At 32.7% G+C, this 17,098-nt stretch carries 19 protein-coding genes; 10 read left to right on the top strand and 9 right to left on the bottom strand.

What is annotated here, in order from left to right:
* The first annotated feature begins 76 nt into the window (after positions 1-76).
* A complete protein-coding gene (gene mutS / locus AACL09_RS03775; RefSeq protein WP_339047062.1) occupies positions 77-2,497 on the top strand; it encodes a DNA mismatch repair protein MutS in 2,421 nt (806 codons plus the stop codon).
* Here mutS and AACL09_RS03770 read toward each other — a convergent pair.
* The 5 genes from AACL09_RS03770 to AACL09_RS03750 all read right to left on the bottom strand — a co-directional run bounded on the left by AACL09_RS03770 (position 2,494) and on the right by AACL09_RS03750 (position 5,217).
* Entirely contained in the window at positions 2,494-3,306 is an 813-nt protein-coding gene (locus AACL09_RS03770) for a hypothetical protein (RefSeq protein WP_339047060.1), read from the bottom strand. The two genes, mutS and AACL09_RS03770, sit on opposite strands and share 4 nt — an antisense overlap.
* 55 nt (positions 3,307-3,361) lie before the next feature.
* A complete protein-coding gene (locus AACL09_RS03765) occupies positions 3,362-3,709 on the bottom strand; it encodes a hypothetical protein (protein ID WP_339047058.1) in 348 nt (115 codons plus the stop codon).
* Positions 3,710-3,771: 62 nt separating this feature from the next.
* Positions 3,772-4,212, bottom strand: a complete 441-nt coding sequence (locus AACL09_RS03760; RefSeq protein ID WP_339047056.1) for a hypothetical protein — start codon at positions 4,210-4,212, stop codon at positions 3,772-3,774.
* Positions 4,213-4,269: 57 nt separating this feature from the next.
* A complete protein-coding gene (locus AACL09_RS03755; protein WP_339047054.1) occupies positions 4,270-4,605 on the bottom strand; it encodes a hypothetical protein in 336 nt (111 codons plus the stop codon).
* A gap of 51 nt (positions 4,606-4,656) precedes the next feature.
* Entirely contained in the window at positions 4,657-5,217 is a 561-nt protein-coding gene (locus AACL09_RS03750) for a hypothetical protein (protein ID WP_339047052.1), read from the bottom strand.
* A gap of 148 nt (positions 5,218-5,365) precedes the next feature.
* Here AACL09_RS03750 and nuoH point away from each other — a divergent pair, with 148 nt between their 5' ends.
* From nuoH to AACL09_RS03720, 6 genes are all read left to right on the top strand, one after another.
* Positions 5,366-6,391 carry an NADH-quinone oxidoreductase subunit NuoH gene (nuoH, locus tag AACL09_RS03745; protein ID WP_339047050.1) on the top strand — a complete coding sequence of 342 codons (1,026 nt, stop codon included), beginning with the start codon at positions 5,366-5,368 and terminating at the stop codon, positions 6,389-6,391.
* A gap of 189 nt (positions 6,392-6,580) precedes the next feature.
* The gene (locus tag AACL09_RS03740; RefSeq protein ID WP_339047048.1) at positions 6,581-6,799 is read left to right on the top strand and encodes a monovalent cation/H+ antiporter complex subunit F; all 219 of its coding nucleotides are present in this window, start codon (positions 6,581-6,583) and stop codon (positions 6,797-6,799) included.
* On the top strand, positions 6,796-7,092 hold the full coding sequence (gene mnhG, locus AACL09_RS03735; protein WP_339047046.1) for a monovalent cation/H(+) antiporter subunit G: 297 nt from the start codon (positions 6,796-6,798) through the stop codon (positions 7,090-7,092). The genes AACL09_RS03740 and mnhG overlap by 4 nt, the downstream gene beginning before the upstream one ends.
* Complete coding sequence (locus tag AACL09_RS03730) at positions 7,067-7,615, top strand: DUF4040 domain-containing protein (RefSeq protein ID WP_339047044.1); 549 nt, start codon at positions 7,067-7,069, stop codon at positions 7,613-7,615. The genes mnhG and AACL09_RS03730 overlap by 26 nt, the downstream gene beginning before the upstream one ends.
* Positions 7,608-8,027: a Na(+)/H(+) antiporter subunit B gene (locus AACL09_RS03725; protein ID WP_339047042.1), complete on the top strand. Its 420-nt coding sequence runs from the start codon at positions 7,608-7,610 to the stop codon at positions 8,025-8,027. The genes AACL09_RS03730 and AACL09_RS03725 overlap by 8 nt, the downstream gene beginning before the upstream one ends.
* Positions 8,024-8,332, top strand: a complete 309-nt coding sequence (locus AACL09_RS03720) for a cation:proton antiporter subunit C (protein ID WP_339047040.1) — start codon at positions 8,024-8,026, stop codon at positions 8,330-8,332. Before AACL09_RS03725 ends, AACL09_RS03720 begins: the two co-directional genes overlap by 4 nt.
* A 43-nt stretch (positions 8,333-8,375) precedes the next feature.
* Here the strand turns inward: AACL09_RS03720 and AACL09_RS03715 are convergent, their stop codons facing one another.
* Together AACL09_RS03715 and AACL09_RS03710 are read right to left on the bottom strand one after the other, a co-directional pair.
* Positions 8,376-8,783, bottom strand: coding sequence for a hypothetical protein (locus AACL09_RS03715; RefSeq protein ID WP_339047038.1), 408 nt, complete (start codon positions 8,781-8,783; stop codon positions 8,376-8,378).
* Between the two features lie 102 nt (positions 8,784-8,885).
* A complete protein-coding gene (locus AACL09_RS03710) occupies positions 8,886-10,157 on the bottom strand; it encodes a pitrilysin family protein (RefSeq protein ID WP_339047036.1) in 1,272 nt (423 codons plus the stop codon).
* 169 nt (positions 10,158-10,326) lie between these two features.
* On the opposite strand from AACL09_RS03710, the gene AACL09_RS03705 reads away from it, so the two are divergent.
* Entirely contained in the window at positions 10,327-10,569 is a 243-nt protein-coding gene (locus tag AACL09_RS03705; protein ID WP_339047034.1) for a hypothetical protein, read from the top strand.
* A 401-nt stretch (positions 10,570-10,970) separates the two neighbouring features.
* Complete coding sequence (locus AACL09_RS03700) at positions 10,971-11,429, top strand: hypothetical protein (protein WP_339047032.1); 459 nt, start codon at positions 10,971-10,973, stop codon at positions 11,427-11,429.
* 88 nt (positions 11,430-11,517) lie between these two features.
* Here the strand turns inward: AACL09_RS03700 and gyrB are convergent, their stop codons facing one another.
* Positions 11,518-13,902 carry a DNA topoisomerase (ATP-hydrolyzing) subunit B gene (gene gyrB, locus AACL09_RS03695; RefSeq protein ID WP_339047030.1) on the bottom strand — a complete coding sequence of 795 codons (2,385 nt, stop codon included), beginning with the start codon at positions 13,900-13,902 and terminating at the stop codon, positions 11,518-11,520.
* A gap of 232 nt (positions 13,903-14,134) precedes the next feature.
* Here gyrB and AACL09_RS03690 point away from each other — a divergent pair, with 232 nt between their 5' ends.
* Positions 14,135-15,271, top strand: coding sequence for an ankyrin repeat domain-containing protein (locus tag AACL09_RS03690; protein WP_339047028.1), 1,137 nt, complete (start codon positions 14,135-14,137; stop codon positions 15,269-15,271).
* Between the two features lie 488 nt (positions 15,272-15,759).
* Here the strand turns inward: AACL09_RS03690 and AACL09_RS03685 are convergent, their stop codons facing one another.
* A complete protein-coding gene (locus tag AACL09_RS03685) occupies positions 15,760-17,097 on the bottom strand; it encodes a M48 family metalloprotease (protein ID WP_339047026.1) in 1,338 nt (445 codons plus the stop codon).
* Between the last annotated feature and the right edge of the window lies 1 nt (position 17,098).

Raw genomic sequence — 17,098 nt, 5'->3', positions numbered from 1 at the left:
ATTATACATAAAAATTAAATACTATCAAAGTAGTAAAAAAATTATAAATTTTTTTTATTAAGAATAAGTTAACTATATGACTCTAATCACAGAGAAGAAAGTAACTCCAGTAATGCAAAATTATCTTTCTCTTAAGAAAGATTATAATGATTATCTACTGTTTTACAGATTGGGAGACTTTTATGAACTGTTTTTTGATGATGCAATAAAAGCCGCAAAAGTTTTAAATATAGTACTAACTAAACGTGGTTACTATGATGGTAAAGAGATACCAATGTGTGGAGTGCCAGCTCATAGCAGTGAATCATATTTGCATAAATTAATAAGCTTAGGATTTAAAGTCGCAATTTGCGACCAATTAGAAACAGCAGAAGAAGCAAAAAAGCGAGGTCATAAATCTGTAATCAGGCGTGATGTAGTACGCATCGTTACTCCTGGCACTATAATTGAAGATACGCTTTTAGAAGATAAAAGCTCTAACTATTTAGCATGTATAGTGTATGATAAAAAAAAATACTCCATTGCTTGGGTTGACATCTCAACTGGCGAATTTTTTTACTCGTCTACAAACTCAGATAATTTAAGTAGTGATTTGCTCCGCATTTCACCAAAAGAGCTACTAATATCTGATAGAATGCTAGATTATAATGAAGAAATAAAATCAATCTTAAAAAACTATAAACTATCTTTAACTGAACATGCAGAAAGTTTTTTTGAATATAGTAAAGCAAATAAAACATTACTAGAATTTTATAACTTGCAGTCACTGGAAGCTTTAGGAAATTTTACAGAGTTAGAAATAGCAGCATGTGGATCGGTGCTGGAATATGTTAAAATCACACAAAAAGGAAAGTTACCAAGACTTGAGTGCCCAAAAGCATTTAAGCAACAAAGGTTCATGCTAATTGATATTTCCGCAAGAAAGAATCTTGAGCTCTTTACAACTCAATTTGGTGAAAAAGAAGGATCTTTGCTCAAAGCCATTGATCATACAGTTACTGCGTCTGGGGGACGACTGCTTAAACAAACTTTATCATCTCCGTTTATTTCACCTGAGGTCATTAATACAAAATTAAAAGTTGTAGAATTCTTCGTAAAAAATAGCACCACATGCAAGCAAATACGGGAAATATTAAAAAATATTCCCGATATAGAACGAATTTTATCGCGTTTGCTGCTAGGGCGTGGCTCACCAAAAGATATGTATTTACTTGGTCTTAGTTTTGATAAAATTCAAAAATTATTTAAGATTTTATCTTCCATAAATGAATATGAAATTAAGCTTATTTGTAAAAATTTAGGAAAGCATGATGATTTATTAGACATTCTAGATGAAGCGCTAATTGCAAATAATATTAGCAATATACGAGATGGTGGATTTATTAAACCAAAATATAATCCAGAGTTAGATAAGCTACTCTACATACAAAATAATACCAATCAGCTTCTTGATAAGTTGCGTGATTCTTACCGTAGTTTGACTAAAATTGGCACTTTAAAAATATCATATAATAATATTATAGGCTACTATGTTGAAGTTTCAGCAAATCATAAAATAGACCAAGACATATTTATTCATAGGCAAAGCTTAGCAAATTGTCTGCGTTATACCACAACAGAACTTAAGGAACTAGAGAGTAAAATAATTACGGCACGAGACAGCGCTATAAACTTAGAAGTTAAAATTTTTGGTCAATTGTGCGCAAGAATTGCTGAAGAATCTCAGCAGATAGCACTTACTGCACATGCCATAGCAGAGCTTGACCTAACAACAGCTTTTGCAGAACTTGCTATGCAAAATAACTACATTAAACCAATAATTGATGATAGTTATGCATTCGATATTGTAAAAGGCCGTCACCCAGTAATAGGGATAAATAACAAGTTTGTGGCCAATAACATTAATTTAGCTGGACAGCAACGTATTTATTTAGTTACTGGTCCAAATATGGCTGGAAAAAGTACTTTTTTAAGGCAAAATGCTTTAATTGCGATTTTAGCGCAGATGGGTTCTTTTGTGCCAGCAGAATACGCGCACATTGGAATTATTGATAAAATATTTAGCAGAGTAGGAGCATCCGATAACATCACAGTTGGCTATTCTACTTTTATGGTAGAGATGATTGAAACTGCTGCAATAATAAATCAAGCTACCGACCGGTCTTTAGTAATACTGGATGAGATCGGTAGAGGCACAGGAATCCACGATGGACTATCAATAGCACAGGCAGTAATAGAGCATCTGCATAATATTAATAAATGTCGTGCAATTTTTGCAACTCATTATCATGAATTATCGAAAGTAAGTGAATATTTAAATAACTTAAAGTGCTTCTACGTAAAAGTAAAAGAATGGGATGGAAAGATCATTTTCTTGCATGAAATATCAGAAGGAGTAGCAGATGAATCATATGGAATACACGTTGCAAAACTTGCTGGTTTTCCTGACTCTATCTTAAAAAGAGCTAATGAAATCATGAAAGAGCTAATTAGCTAAAAATATACACCGTTCACATAATTCGCTACATACTCAACTAAGCTACATGCCATAGCATCATTTGTAAAATCAACATTATCTGTTCCTGCTTTCATTTGATGTAAAGAACACTGATTATCCCCTTTTGTGATAGTAAATGAAAGAGGATCGTAAATTTGAGTTCCTAAATGATTATTAAAATAATGGAACTTGTTTTGGCTATCGTAGTGACCAAACTCATCTATGAGTGATCCTACCTTTTTTTCTCCATTGCCTATCTCATATACATCTACCCCATACTGCTGAGAATTAGGGTAATTGTTATCACTTGCTTTAAGGGTAAATGATGGATGAGAATGATTTTTGTTATAATACTTTGCAAAATCAATATTTTTTGTGCTCTTTATATCCACTGGGTTTATATGTTTATAATCATCTAAAATACCATAAAATCCATTACCACCCTTGTTACAAAAGGCTAACTTATACCCGTCTTCTTCGGTTTTTACTACCATTAAAAAGTGATACTGCGGTGGCAGATCAATACTAATTTCAGGTTTAAAGCGATCGTAAATATAGATTTTATTGTCGTAAAAATAATATCCAATTGGTGAAAAAATACTATCTTCACTCTTGCCATTCAGCTCTAGCCTTGCTTCATGTCTACCATTTGCTATTTCATTGCCTTTTATTAAACCCACTTCTATTTCTTTTGTAGAAGCAGGGTCTAATCCTTTTGTCAATTGATCAACTAATGCCTTAAGGTCATTATGACTTTTTGCTAGATTATTAAGTTGCTTACCTAAAGCTGCTAATGTAGGTTTCGGCATTTTATCTCCTATAATTAGTTTATTAATTCATTTATTACTTAAAAAATATTAACCTTTAAGGTTCCCCTATAAGATCATTAAAACCTTTATATATCGCTCCATATATTCCTGTGTCATTTTTCGAATCATCTTGATCATGCGTGCCTACAAGTCTTTCTAACGCTTGGATTTTAGCTTCCATTGTGCCAACCTTATTTTCTATATTTGCTATTTTATCGGTTGCAGTTTTTATATTAGTTATTTCATCGGTTGCATCTTTGATACTTACTATTTTATCGGTTGCAGTCTTAATATTAGCTATTTCATCGGTTGCAGTTTTGATAGTTGCTGTTTCAGCTTTAATACTACCTACTTTATCAACCTCAGTTTTGATGCTTTTTAAATTAATCTTACCATCAGCCATATCGCCTCCATTGTTATAAATATCTAAAAATTAATGGCCTTCTTGATATAGAAGGCCAAAATCTATGAGCCTATAAGCTCAGTGAAATGATTATCTATTTCTTTGAACAACCCTGTATTTTTATTTGAGCTACCTATTAATTCTTCAAGATGCGTTATTTTCTCTTGCAATTTATAGATCGTTCCATCGCCTTTGGTGAGCTCTTCCACTTTATTTGACAAGTCTTTATTGCTTTTAACCAGATTTTCTAATTTTCCAACGTCTTGAGAAAGGCCTGTTATTTTACCAGCTAATTCTTGATTCTTTTGAGAAAGCCCTTCAACACTATCGTTCAATATTTTTATATTCTTAGATACTGCCGTATCTGCTTGTGCTATACTCTTTGTTACAGTTTGACTTGCTGTGTCAACACTCTTTATTGTATCACCTAGGCCTTGAGCTAGTTTAACTACTTTTTCAAATTCTTTCATTGCCGCTGTAATTTGCTCTGCTACGCTTGCCATTTTTTACTCCATGAATTTTTTACGTTAATTAAAGCAATTCCTTAATTAAAATTTCAATTATATAATGTCATTATGGGTATATTCTAAAGAGTTGCTTTCTAAACTGAGCTCATCAAACTTACACAACAGCCCTAAATTCATTTTACCTGACGTATCAAGCTCATTATTTTGTCCAGTGAATTTTCCATTGAGAATTAACTGATTAAATTCACACGATAATCCCAAATCTACTTTGGATGTAGTATCAGGTTTACTGCATTGTCCTGTTGATTCCTCAATTTGAATCTTCTGAGCTTCTACAATTTTGTTCAATTTTTCAATTTGAACTTGATAATTTTTATTATCTGTCTTCAATTGTGAAATTTGTTCTGGTAAATTTAGTGTTTTTTCCATTTTTTACTCCTTAATTAATATTGATAAAATTTTTTTACTGAATAATCTTAATTATATAAGATTTATACAATCATGATGTGTCTCATCCATTGCAAGTTGAGTTTCGTCAAGTTCATTGCATAATGTTTTGCTTTGTTCAGTTAATTTGCTGATTTGGCTCTCTAAATTAGATTTTTCTTGAGTTAATTCCTGTTGCTGCGTTTCACATTGACTTTTTTCTTTTGTTAAACTAGAGACTTTGGTGGTTAACTCAGTATTATTTTTAGATAGATTTTCTTTCTCTTCATATAACGTCCAATAGCTTTCTACAGTACTCCCTAGTCTAGCTTGATCTTCAACTAAGCTTGATATATTTCTACCAAGTGCATTCAGAGTAGCAACATTTTCACACCATACGTTATCAGGAGGAGAATCATTGTCCCATTGTAATGTATGCAATACTTTACTAAAATTGTTAATAATATGATCAACCTCTTTCGTATCACTAACCCTTTCTATATCTTTGTTGTCTCGATATTCTAATAATTTGTTAACAATTCTACTACGCTCATTCTCTACATCAGAACCACATATTGATATATGTCTTGCTACTTCTACTGGTTTATAAGGCATATTACTCTCTTTACTAATTAATATTACCAATTCTACAATAAAAAGATAAAATATTTACTAATTTTGTAATTAAATTAGTATTTTACTATTTAAAATAATTGATTTTTACCCCTGTTGCCTGTATCTAAACTATTAAAGATCTTGATATATGAACATGCTGATAATTAAAATTATTTCTCTTATTGTACCGCTGCTTCTTTCAGTTGCTTATCTTGTGTATTTTGAACGCAAGGTGATTGCAGCGATGCAGCTGCGGCACGGACCGAATGTTGTTGGTCCCTTCGGGCTGCTGCAACCATTTGCTGATGCGATAAAACTGCTACTTAAAGAACCAATTGTACCTTTTAAAGCTAATAAACTAATTTTTAGAATCGCTCCTATGCTGACTTTTGTTTTAGCACTGGTTGCATGGGCTGTGATTCCTTTTGGTGCTGATGTTATCATGGAAAATGGCAGACAAATCATAATGCCACACGCCATTGCTAACATTAACGTTGGTGTTCTATACCTTTTAGCCATATCCTCCTTAAACGTATATGGCATAATTATGGCGGGTTGGTCAAGTAACTCTAATTACGCCTTTTTAGGGGCAATAAGATCAGCTTCGCAAATGATCTCATATGAAGTTTCAATTGGCCTTATTGTTGCCACTGTGGTGCTAACATCAGGAACACTAAAACTTGGAGAGATGGTTGTAATCCGCCACAATATGCCTTTTTGGATTGATCTTTTACTTCTGCCAATGGCTGTAATATTTTTTATTTCACTACTTGCAGAAACCAATCGCCATCCATTTGATCTACCAGAAGCAGAAGCAGAGCTTGTTTCTGGATACAACGTTGAATATTCATCTATGCCATTTGCTCTGTTCTTCCTTGGTGAATATGCAAATATGATTTTAGTCAGTGCGATAATGACTATCTTTTTCCTTGGAGGTTGGTACCCACCTTTAAACATTAGCCTACTTTATAAAATCCCAGGTTTAGTGTGGTTTATTTTAAAGATAGTCTTTCTCCTATTCTGTTTCATCTGGATTAGAGCTACCATACCGCGCTACCGTTATGATCAACTTATGCGTTTAGGTTGGAAAGTGTTTTTACCTATTTCTTTAGCTTGGGTCGTGCTAGTTGCTGCCATTCTACTTTATACAGGCCATATGCCAAATTTAGCTTAAAAATTAACTACTTTTATATTTATTTTAATATTATTCCTTTTTTGGAATAACAAATATTTTTATTTATCTGATAAAAAACTTATTTGCTATCTTATGCAGATTACTCTATATTTACTTGATATTGCTTAGTGCTATATGGAGTTTGTCTTTTATTGTGCTGCTTTTATATTAACTCTTTGTATGGGTGTGATGCTTTATTGCACAATATCAAAGAAAAATGATATCTACAGTAAGCTGCTTGCAGTGAATAATTTTTCAACACAAGCTATCTTATTTGTGGTGGTAATGTCAGTAATAGCCAATAGCTCATTCTTGCTCGATGTTGCTTTAGTGTATGCTAGTATTAGTTTTACATCTACTGTAGCGTTTATGAAATTCTTTTTAGATAAAAGTTTTGGTGATACATGATATATCTGCAATATTTAGGAACGTTCTTAGTAGTAGTGGGTATATTTTTTGTTGTTACTGCAACTGTTGGCATAGTTAGATTTCCTAGATTTTTTACCAAGGTACATGCAGCTGGTATGGTTGATTCATTAGGTTCAGCATTAATATTGATAGGAGTCCTAATACAAAATGAGCTATCAATGAATATGATAAAAATAGTATTAATAATTTTCCTCATATGGCTCACTTCTACAACTAGTAGCCATGTTCTTGCACGCACCTGTTATAATGATCAAAATAATAAACATGATTGAAGCTATAAGTTGTATATTACTTTCAATATTAATTGTTACCGCTTTAGCAGTTAGCTTTGTGCAAAACTTGGTCATAAATACATTGCTTATGTCAATATTTAGCATTGCCATGGCACTTATTTATTTACTGCTTAACGCACCAGATGTAGCGATAACTGAAAGTTGTGTTGGTGCAGGAATAAGTACAATTTTTACCTTAGCAGCGCTATCTTTTATCAAAAACCATAATGCCAAAAGTTCAGATAAAAAATTACTTTCATTATGCGCAGTGTTGCCTTTTTTTGTTTGTTTTATGTATGTAATGCTAAACATTCCAAGTTTTGGCAACACAGATGCACCTATACACAAACATGTAACTCCTTATTATATAGAGAGTACCAATAGTCTAATTGGCATTCCCAATATTGTTACTGCTATTTTGGCTAGTTTTCGTGGCTACGATACGCTTTGTGAAACTGTTGTTGTACTCATCGCAGCTATCGGTATTTCCCTCATATTAAAAAATGAAAAGCACAATGATTAAAAGTCCTATATTGCAGGCAATAGCAGCGCTTATTATTCCTTTTATAGTTTTATTTGGCCTATATGTGCAATTTCATGGTGATTTTAGCCCAGGTGGTGGGTTTCAAGCTGGAATAATTATTGCCTCAGGGGTTATATTCCATGCAATGCTCTTTGGCCCTGCTGCTACTTTAAAAGCAATACCCTACTCTTTTATAAGAATCTTAAGTGGCATGGGAGTATTAATCTATATGGGTACAGGAATTATTACAATGTTGCTAGGCGCAGAATTTTTATCATATAATGTGCTCTTTACTGATAATTTAACCGCACAAAAAATAGGCATATTTACAGTAGAACTTGGTGTAGGTCTGACAGTATGTTCGGCTATGCTTATTATATATTTTAGTTTTGCAGTAAGGAGTAGAAAATGACATTTGTAGGCATGTATCATTACGCTGCAGTTGCAATTTTAATGACGCTAGGGCTATATACTATTATTAGCAATAAAAATTTAGTTAAGAAATTGTTTGGTATCAGTATCTTTCAAACTTCCGCTTTATTGTTATATATATCTTTAGGTTATGTTAAAAACTCATACCCTCCAATACTTCAGCAAAATGTAACTAACTATAGTAACCCACTCCCTCATGTTTTGATGCTGACAGCAATTGTTGTTGGTATTGCAACTTTTGCGGTTGGTCTATCGATTGCAGTTAAGATAAAAGAATGTAAATGATTTTAAATTTACTCAAAAACTAGGATCGAATCTTTAAATTTATCTATCTTCCCTTATATCTAGACTTACCTTGCATCATCCCCTGCATACTAACAAAGATTTGCCAAAACCCACCCTTTCTTTCATGTTTTAGATTCATGAGCTTCATAAAATGTTCATTCATCACCAGTTTAGTCCACTTTCCTATTGGTTCTATTACTGAGACAATTTTTGTATCGTTTATAGCAGCTTCATTTAAGCTATCCTTACTATAACTTTTCAACAGCAATTGACGTTTTAATATCTCTTTTTCTTTCTTTTCTTTGTATAGCTTTAAATCTTCTTCACATAACTCCTGATCATTATCAGCTGTATATTTGTTGGCATAAGATTTTGAATGAATTTTTCTTGATACGTAAAATAGCAAAATAGCAGCTATAATAATTAAATATATTATTATCTGATATGTCATAAAGTACCTTTAAGATATCAAGCTTTCTTAAGCTAAGTCTGTTTAATTATAGCACAATTACGGAAATTTTCAACTTGAAGATTCAGATAGCTTATGTATCCGCTAGTTAGCAAGTTTAAAACTTGCAACTAATTTATCATAGCTCGGCATTTTATCTAATTTACCTATTGCTGCTACAGTTAGCTTCTCATGTTGAGATAATAAAAATTCTAAGTTCTCTTTTACTGCTTTGGTGCCAATGGAAAATATCTTATCTAATATCTCTTCTGCACTTAAGTAACGATTATGATAAGAATAACAATGCCCCAGCAGATCAGCTCTGGTATAGTTACTTTCCCTCGACATCATTATACCAGACTTAATTTTAGCATGAGCTCTAGTTATTTCTTCTTCTTTTAAGTCGTTTAATAGTTTTTTCAGCTCCTCAGCAATAGTGCTTAAAAGCTTCGGTAGATTATTGCTATCTGTTCCTGCATAGATGGAAAAAATACCAGTGTCACGATAAGTTGAATGATAAGAACCAACATCGTAAGCTAAGCCTTGCTTTTCCCTTACTTCTTGAAAGAGGCGCGAAGACATTCCGCTACCTAAAATAGAATCTAAAACTAGCATAGTGTAATATTTATCATCATAATAAGAAATACTAGGAAATCCAATGAGGATATTAACTTGCTCTAAATCCCTAGTCTCTAAATATTCACCACCTGTATAATTTGACTTTTGCAGCTCACAACGTTCTTTACCTTTAATTTTTGCAAGTATTGGCCCAGCTAGAGAGACAACTTCATCATGGCTTATGTTGCCTGAAACAGCAAAAATCATATTGTCGTTGTAATAATATTTTTGTGTATAGTTAAATAAATCCTCACGCGAGAAAGCCTTAACTGTTTCTGGAGAGCCCAGTATTGAGTGCCCAAAAGATTGCCTACTGTAAGCTGTCTCCATATATTTATCAGATATAATATCACTTGGAGAGTCATTGGTTCTGTAAATCTCTTGTAAAACCACACCTTTCTCACGTTCTATTTCATCCTCAGGAAAAGTCGAGTTCATTATTATGTCTGTTAAGATGTCAATTGCAATTTTTACATCGTTTTTTAACACTTTAGCGTAATAAACGGTATTTTCCCTACCTGTGTGAGCATTACAATTGCCACCTATATCATCAAAAGCCTTAGCTATTTCCAAAGCAGTTCTGGCCTTTGTTCCTTTAAATGCCATATGCTCAAGAAAATGTGATATCCCTTTATTTTTTTCACTCTCAAACCTGCTGCCTACATTTACCCAAAGGCTTAAGACTACAGACTCCACACTAGGCAAAAAGTCAGTTACAATACGAAGATTATTTTCTAATGTGGTAATTTTTGGCAGCATTTTAAATTATACTTAAATATCTAATATATATAGAGCCATAGTAGAATGAATACAATTTAAATTTTCCTCCAGAGCCAAATTTTGCAAATTTCTCAATCTATATTAATATAATTGATTTTAATTAAAAAATTAATATAATTTAATTATAAATTATAAGAGAGGAATAATAATGTTAAGCACTGATAAATTAACCAATTATAATAATATACAAGCCTCTGTTGAGAAGTTAACAGACAAGAAAATAAAAGCATACATAATAGAAGTTCTAAGTGACTTATCAGATGAGCAATTACAAACAGTTAACAGTCATTCAGATATATTAGATAAAATCTTAAGAGGTATTGAGTACTTTAATAAGAAGCAGCGTAGTAATAAAGATCTTGTTTATGGTAAATATGCAAAGATATCATAATTAACCTTTTTTCTAAAGGTAGATATGATAGATTAATAAACGTTAATTCTAATATATTAGAATTATTCATTAGCCATGGGAGTCATTGCACTAGTGGTTCTTTTAATTATGACAAATATTGTAGTAACTGGAATAATTTCCCGCGCTTAAATGATGATAAGTTTCACTGTTTAATAGCAAATAATGAGGATTTCTTTCAAGTTTTATTCAAAACTGGTTACTCGAGTGATTTTTTAGAGATATCATCTTGTGATGATTTAATGAGTAATGAAGATTTTAAGAGATACATTAACAATCAAGATTTAATTTTAGTATATTGCTTTACTAGTCTGAATTATTTTCAGAAGAATAATTTAACTCACTCATTAAAGGACCTCATGGTTAACCCTAATAGAAATAGTATGATAGATAAGCTATACTCTCTAGAGCAGCAAGGCGGATTATATTGTAACAAAAAAACCTTAGATTTGATTCTTCTTAACTTACCAATTATTAAGCAGTTAGTTTATAATGATGCTAGTGACAATGTTATTGAAACATTACAAGGTAATAATTATGAAAAAATAAAACTTTTACTTAAATCGGTGCAAGAGAATATCCAACAAAAAACCGGTATGGAAGTATCTTTCATAAAATATCCTAACCCAGAAGAGAAATATTATCCTCCAAGAGTAGATTCAGATACACTTAAAATTTCATGTATTACAACATTAATTAAAAATGAACATGAGCTTTCTGATGAAAAGATACAGTCCTTTCACAATGCAGTAAGAAATAGAAGTATAGAAGCACAAGAAGAAGGAAAATTAAATCAAACTCAAGTCACTCAAGCCATACCTAATGTACAATCTTTAACTTAAAGTTTTGCAATATTGCATATTTATTATCTAGAAGGTTACTCCTTCTAGATATTAATATTTGAATATAAATTCTCTAAATTTAAAAAATCTAAATATCAATATTTTCAGCATTTAAGGCGTTATTGTTAATGAAATCACGTCGTGGTTCAACTACATCTCCCATAAGAGTTGAAAAAATAGCATTTGCTGCTTCGCAATCTGAAATCTTTACCTGCAATAAGGTTCTAGTTTCAGGATTTAACGTGGTATCCCATAACTGATCTGCATTCATCTCACCTAAACCCTTAAACCTTTGTAGTGTTAATCCCTTTTGACCATATTCCATAATTGACTTTATAAGTGAACTAGGAGAAGTGATTTTAGTTGAAGAGTCTTGCGACTCTAACATTGAGACAGTGTCAAATACATCAGCAATACCTATGGAATGATTCATAAATTCCTGTATATCACTAGCTTCAAACATAGAATTATCTAATTTATATTTATCAACCAGTCCCTGATGCAGTCTTGAAATATTAACTGAACCATTAATTTTTACACTCCATTCGTATTCACTAAAGATATTATTTAAGTACTCTGATATCTTTTCAGATGAAGATAAACCACCTTTCCTATAGAGAAATAAAAGCGATTCCAGTACATCTTGTGGCACTACTCTCGAGTAATTCTTACTTATGTTAGAGATGTAAAAACATTTATCTAAAATAGAACGTAGGTCATTACCGGAATATGTGGTATTACTATTTAGCGTTAATTTTTTTACGGCAGAATCAATAAGGTAATCATTCATTAATCCATTATCTTTGATATACATTTCCTTACCACTCTTCGTTATTTTATAGAGCGGTGGTTGCGCAATATATAAATACCCTCTTTCAATTATCTCACGCATGTAACGAAAAAAGAAAGTTAAAAGCAGAGTTCTAATATGTGAACCATCAACGTCTGCATCCGTCATGATGATAACCTTGTGATACCTAACCTTATCAACATCAAAACCATCATTTCCGATGCCAGCTCCAATTGCTGTAATAAGAGAGCCTATTTCTGCTGATGAGAAAACACGATCTAAAGCTACGCGTTCAACATTTAATATTTTTCCTCTAAGTGCAAGCACAGCCTGCGTTCTACGATTTCTTCCTTGTTTAGCAGAACCACCAGCTGAATTTCCTTCCACTATGAACAATTCTGATAATTCAGGTGCTTTTTCTTGGCAATCAGCGAGTTTTCCTGGTAAGGTTGCAATCTCAAGACCGCTTTTGCTTCTCACTAAATCACGGGCTCTACGCGCTGCTTCTCTGCCTTTTGCCGATTTAATTACCCTCTCAATTACACTAACTGCCAGTTTTGGACCCATTTCAAAGATTGTACTAAGTTTATCGGATACTATATTTTCCACTACCGTACGTGCTTCAGAGCTAACGAGTTTATCTTTAGTTTGTGAAGAAAATTTAGGATCAGGCATCTTAAGAGATAAAACACAAGTCAGCCCCTCTCTTACATCTTCACCTGTTAAAGTAACTTTTGCTTTTTTTAAATGCCCCTCATTGGTTGCGTAATTATTGATGCACCGAGTTAATGCAGAGCGAAAGCCGGCTAAATGCGTTCCTCCATCCCTTTGCCTGATGTTATTTGTAAAACACAACATGTTTTCATAATATGAGTCATTCCACTCCATTGAAATTTCAAGTGCAATACCAGTTTCTGATGAAGTATCGGTAAAACTAATTACTTTCGTAACAGGAGTTTTGCTCCTATCCAAATACTGCACAAATCCTACAGTACCAGAATCTTCTGTTTTTCCGTCCTTTTTATTAAAATCTGATTTAAGTGATGGGTCTTTGCGCAAATCTTGTAGGGTAATACCGATATTTGCGTTTAAAAAGGCCAGCTCCCGTATACGATTTTCAAGCGTTGAAAAACTGAAATCTACATTACTGAATGTTTCAATTGATGGCATGAAAGTGACTTTAGTTCCTGTTTTATTTACACTTTCATTTACAACTTTAAGAGGAGCAATTGCGTCACCATTTTCAAAACGCATGTGGTATTCTTTTTTATTGCGCCAGATAACCAGTTCAAGCCAGGTAGATAATGCGTTTACTACAGATACACCAACACCGTGAAGCCCTCCAGATACCTTATAGCTATTGTTATCGAATTTACCTCCAGCATGCAGCTGCGTCATTATTACCTCTGCTGCTGATATATTTTCCTCTTCATGAATATCTGTTGGTATACCACGACCATTGTCAACTACAGTTACAGAACCATCGGTATTGATTGTAATTTCAATTTTATTGCAATAACCGGCAAGCGCCTCATCTATCGCGTTATCTATAACTTCATACACCATATGGTGTAGGCCAGAACCATCATCAGTATCTCCAATGTACATACCTGGTCTTTTTCTTACGGCATCAAGGCCTCTTAGGATTTTTATGGAATCAGCATTATAATTATCTTCTGTCATCATCTTATTTGATTAGTTTTTTAAGTATTGCACTAAATATAAAAATTATCAATCTACTTCTTAGTTAGAACTAGAAAGAACAGATTTATAGCATATGCATCTAAATCTTTATTTTCAATATTCACAAATTGCATTACGCTAAAAATCATTTTCATGAAGGAATTTATAAGTTGACAAATACAGTATTTTATATTAATATATTAACTTTAGTATTAAAATTTTAGAGGAATTTATGTCACTTGAGGAACGATTAATTGAGGCAGCAGATAGAGGTGATAGAGAGGAAGTACATTCTTTACTAGATCAAGGAGCGGATGTTAATGCTAAAGATCGTTATCATAATACACCTGCTGCTAGAAATGGATATCTAGACATAGTTAATATTCTTATTGCAAGAGGAGCACTTGTTAATGCTACAAACGATCATCGATATACACCTCTACTCTACACTACTCAAGCAGAAAATTGTGGTATCGAAATAATAAGGTCTTTAATCAATCATGGAGCAGAAGTTACCCCTGAGTATGGTTCTAATTATACGATCTTACATAGAGTTTGTGAAACATCTGTCAATCAGATTGACATAATAAAACTCCTTGTTAATCACAAAACTAATCTTAATGTTAAAACTGATACAGATTATACACCTCTACATTTTATTGCTATATATGGTCACACAGAAGCGGCAAGATTATTTTTACAATATGGAGCAGACCCTAATATTAAAAACAAACATGGCGATACACCTCTATACCGGGCTGCTTTTCATAATCATATAAAAACCTTCTTTCTACTCTTACTTTACGGAGCTGGTATCAATGAAAAAGAGAGAGAAGAAATAAACAACAAATCTGACCTTAAAAACTGCCTTGAAGCATTTAATAAAATCAAAGAATTACCGCACTTGGGCGGACTGATAGAAGCACATAAAAATAAAGATACAAAGGCTATTTCAAAATATATAAATAATGTAAAAAATCAAGAAGCATTGATTGAAGAATTTAAAGAAATAAAAGAACGTTGCACTAATGAGCAATTATCTTTTGTACCTGAGTACTTAAGCGATTTTGTAGAACATATGATACTAAATCATATAATAAATCATCAAGAAACCAATGCAATTAGAGCTATGGCTCACTTAGCAAAGAATCCAACAAAAAACAAAATCGATGTTCCTGAGGAAATGTTCGAAAATATAGCTTCATATTTAAACAATCAAAGCTTAAAAAATCTTCATTTAGCATATCATATGAGCACAGATGAAGACTATGGCAGAGCTATGAATTTGTTAAAGAGAATGAAAGCAACAGAATCAGTTTTAGATCAGCCAGGTGCTGTTGGATTAGAGAATTTATTTCTTGAACGTTAACATATATTAAAATTTGTGATTGAAATCTTTTCTTTCATTTAATAGAAAAATGCATTTTCCTGCAATTTTCTGCTTCCATGGTTGTGAATGTATATGATATAAAGAGAATGCCAATCTGGAGAGATTGAGGCTGTAGAGGTGGCCTTTAAAGTGGCAGATGTATAGGAAAAAAAGATCTGAATATATTGAATAGGATCTTTGGCGACCTACTGAATAGTTTTAGCTATTTTAAGATTTTTTCTTAAAACAAGATTGATACCCTTGTGGTCATATGCTTTAAAACATACGACTATAGCGCTTCCAATTATCAATTGGTAGTCCTTTCATGGTGGGAATCCGTGAAAAGGGCTAAAAACGCTCCTCTCTCTGATGTTGTACACGTGCTTTTTCTCCAGATTGGCACTAAATCAACACAATATATCCAAAATAAACAATAACTCAGTAAAAATTCTACTTAATATTTTAATTTTTCTTTTCAATTGAATGATTTACGTTTTTATATGATGTTTGAGCATATCATCTATTTGCAATAAATAGGGGCTATCTTGAGGTAGGTTTTTAACTGCTAGCTCAGAATATTTTTTAAATTTGCTTGTATCCTCTTCAAGAAATGCTTTCTTTGTTAAAGCAAAATATGACATACCAATATTACCACTACGTCCGTATGCTATAGCAAGTTGCTTCCAGATGAATGGGCTATTTTTTTCTTCAGCACTTGCTTGTTCTAAATAAAAAACTGCTTCTTGGGGATCCTTAAGTAATAAAGCTTGTGATAATTGCAGCTTTATTAGTGTACTTTGGTTTTTAACTAGGGATAACGCTTGCTTATAACTCGCCACAGACTCATCTATTTTGCCAATTTTATAAAGAATTTCACCTTTTAATTCGTGATAATAAGGATCCTGAGGGGAATCTTCAATCAATGATTTAAGTTGTTCTATAGACTTATTTATTTTAGATTGCCTGTAATAAATAATAGCACGGGCGTATTTAGATAAATCTGATTCGTCTGAATATTTATCCAGTAAAGTATTAATAGGGCTAGAAAACGCATCTAGCTTTGTTACCAGACGCTCAAACCTATACAGTTTATCAGCAGGTATGGGTTGTATGTTGTTTATCGCTTGATAATTTTGCACGTAAAATAAACGCTTACTGCTTAGCGGATGCGTAAGAGAGTATTGATCAATTTGTGGATGCTCAGATTTGTCCAAATATCTTAAAATATCCTGTATTCCAGAGTTACTATAGCCAGCACTATCTAGGTATTTTAAAGCATACTGATCTGCTATTTCTTCTTGAACACGATTACTATTTAAAAATGCTCTTTCTCCTAAGTGGCTACCACCATGTATTAGTGCTGTACCAACAGCTGGATCAACTGTTATGGCTGAAATTATCCCAAGTAGGTAACTTGCATACACTCCTATTTTAGCATTATTGATATCATTATCTCTTTGCAGCACGTGCCCTGCAGCTATGTGGCCAAGCTCATGTGCTATAACCCCAAGCATAGGATAGGGGCTCTTTGAATATTGTATTAGCCCAAGATTTACGAAAATGTTGTTATTATCAATAACATAAGCATTTAGTGCTTTGTCATCAACAATGAAAACCTTCACCAAATTAGGATCTACATTTGCAGCTTTAAATAGAGGTGCTGTCAATTCTCGTATTATAGATTCTGCTTCGCTATCTCTTATAAGCTGGATGGCATAGGAGTTTGTGTGACAGAAAAATAAAATTAATAAAAAACTATAGAATTTTGCATTCATTATGTCACTGCTGTTTGGCAGCATGGTAACATATGAAAGATTAAAAAACAAA

This window comes from Candidatus Mesenet endosymbiont of Phosphuga atrata, assembly GCF_964020175.1.
Lineage (GTDB): Bacteria > Pseudomonadota > Alphaproteobacteria > Rickettsiales > Anaplasmataceae > Mesenet.
This window is presented reverse-complemented; position numbering and strand designations above follow the sequence as displayed.

Excerpts from the sequence above, each read along its gene's own strand:
- AACL09_RS03710 (WP_339047036.1), bottom strand. The coding sequence starts at position 10,157 with ATGCTGCCAAAAATTACCACATTAGAAAATAATCTTCGTATTGTAACT.
- AACL09_RS03730 (WP_339047044.1), top strand. The coding sequence starts at position 7,067 with ATGATCAAAATAATAAACATGATTGAAGCTATAAGTTGTATATTACTT.
- AACL09_RS03755 (WP_339047054.1), bottom strand. The coding sequence starts at position 4,605 with ATGGAAAAAACACTAAATTTACCAGAACAAATTTCACAATTGAAGACA.
- mnhG (WP_339047046.1), top strand. The coding sequence starts at position 6,796 with ATGATATATCTGCAATATTTAGGAACGTTCTTAGTAGTAGTGGGTATA.
- AACL09_RS03720 (WP_339047040.1), top strand. The coding sequence starts at position 8,024 with ATGACATTTGTAGGCATGTATCATTACGCTGCAGTTGCAATTTTAATG.
- AACL09_RS03765 (WP_339047058.1), bottom strand. The coding sequence starts at position 3,709 with ATGGCTGATGGTAAGATTAATTTAAAAAGCATCAAAACTGAGGTTGAT.
- AACL09_RS03700 (WP_339047032.1), top strand. The coding sequence starts at position 10,971 with ATGATAGATAAGCTATACTCTCTAGAGCAGCAAGGCGGATTATATTGT.
- AACL09_RS03715 (WP_339047038.1), bottom strand. The coding sequence starts at position 8,783 with ATGACATATCAGATAATAATATATTTAATTATTATAGCTGCTATTTTG.
- nuoH (WP_339047050.1), top strand. The coding sequence starts at position 5,366 with ATGAACATGCTGATAATTAAAATTATTTCTCTTATTGTACCGCTGCTT.
- AACL09_RS03760 (WP_339047056.1), bottom strand. The coding sequence starts at position 4,212 with ATGGCAAGCGTAGCAGAGCAAATTACAGCGGCAATGAAAGAATTTGAA.
- mutS (WP_339047062.1), top strand. The coding sequence starts at position 77 with ATGACTCTAATCACAGAGAAGAAAGTAACTCCAGTAATGCAAAATTAT.
- AACL09_RS03740 (WP_339047048.1), top strand. The coding sequence starts at position 6,581 with ATGCTTTATTGCACAATATCAAAGAAAAATGATATCTACAGTAAGCTG.
- AACL09_RS03690 (WP_339047028.1), top strand. The coding sequence starts at position 14,135 with ATGTCACTTGAGGAACGATTAATTGAGGCAGCAGATAGAGGTGATAGA.
- AACL09_RS03770 (WP_339047060.1), bottom strand. The coding sequence starts at position 3,306 with ATGCCGAAACCTACATTAGCAGCTTTAGGTAAGCAACTTAATAATCTA.
- AACL09_RS03750 (WP_339047052.1), bottom strand. The coding sequence starts at position 5,217 with ATGCCTTATAAACCAGTAGAAGTAGCAAGACATATATCAATATGTGGT.
- AACL09_RS03705 (WP_339047034.1), top strand. The coding sequence starts at position 10,327 with ATGTTAAGCACTGATAAATTAACCAATTATAATAATATACAAGCCTCT.
- gyrB (WP_339047030.1), bottom strand. The coding sequence starts at position 13,902 with ATGACAGAAGATAATTATAATGCTGATTCCATAAAAATCCTAAGAGGC.
- AACL09_RS03725 (WP_339047042.1), top strand. The coding sequence starts at position 7,608 with ATGATTAAAAGTCCTATATTGCAGGCAATAGCAGCGCTTATTATTCCT.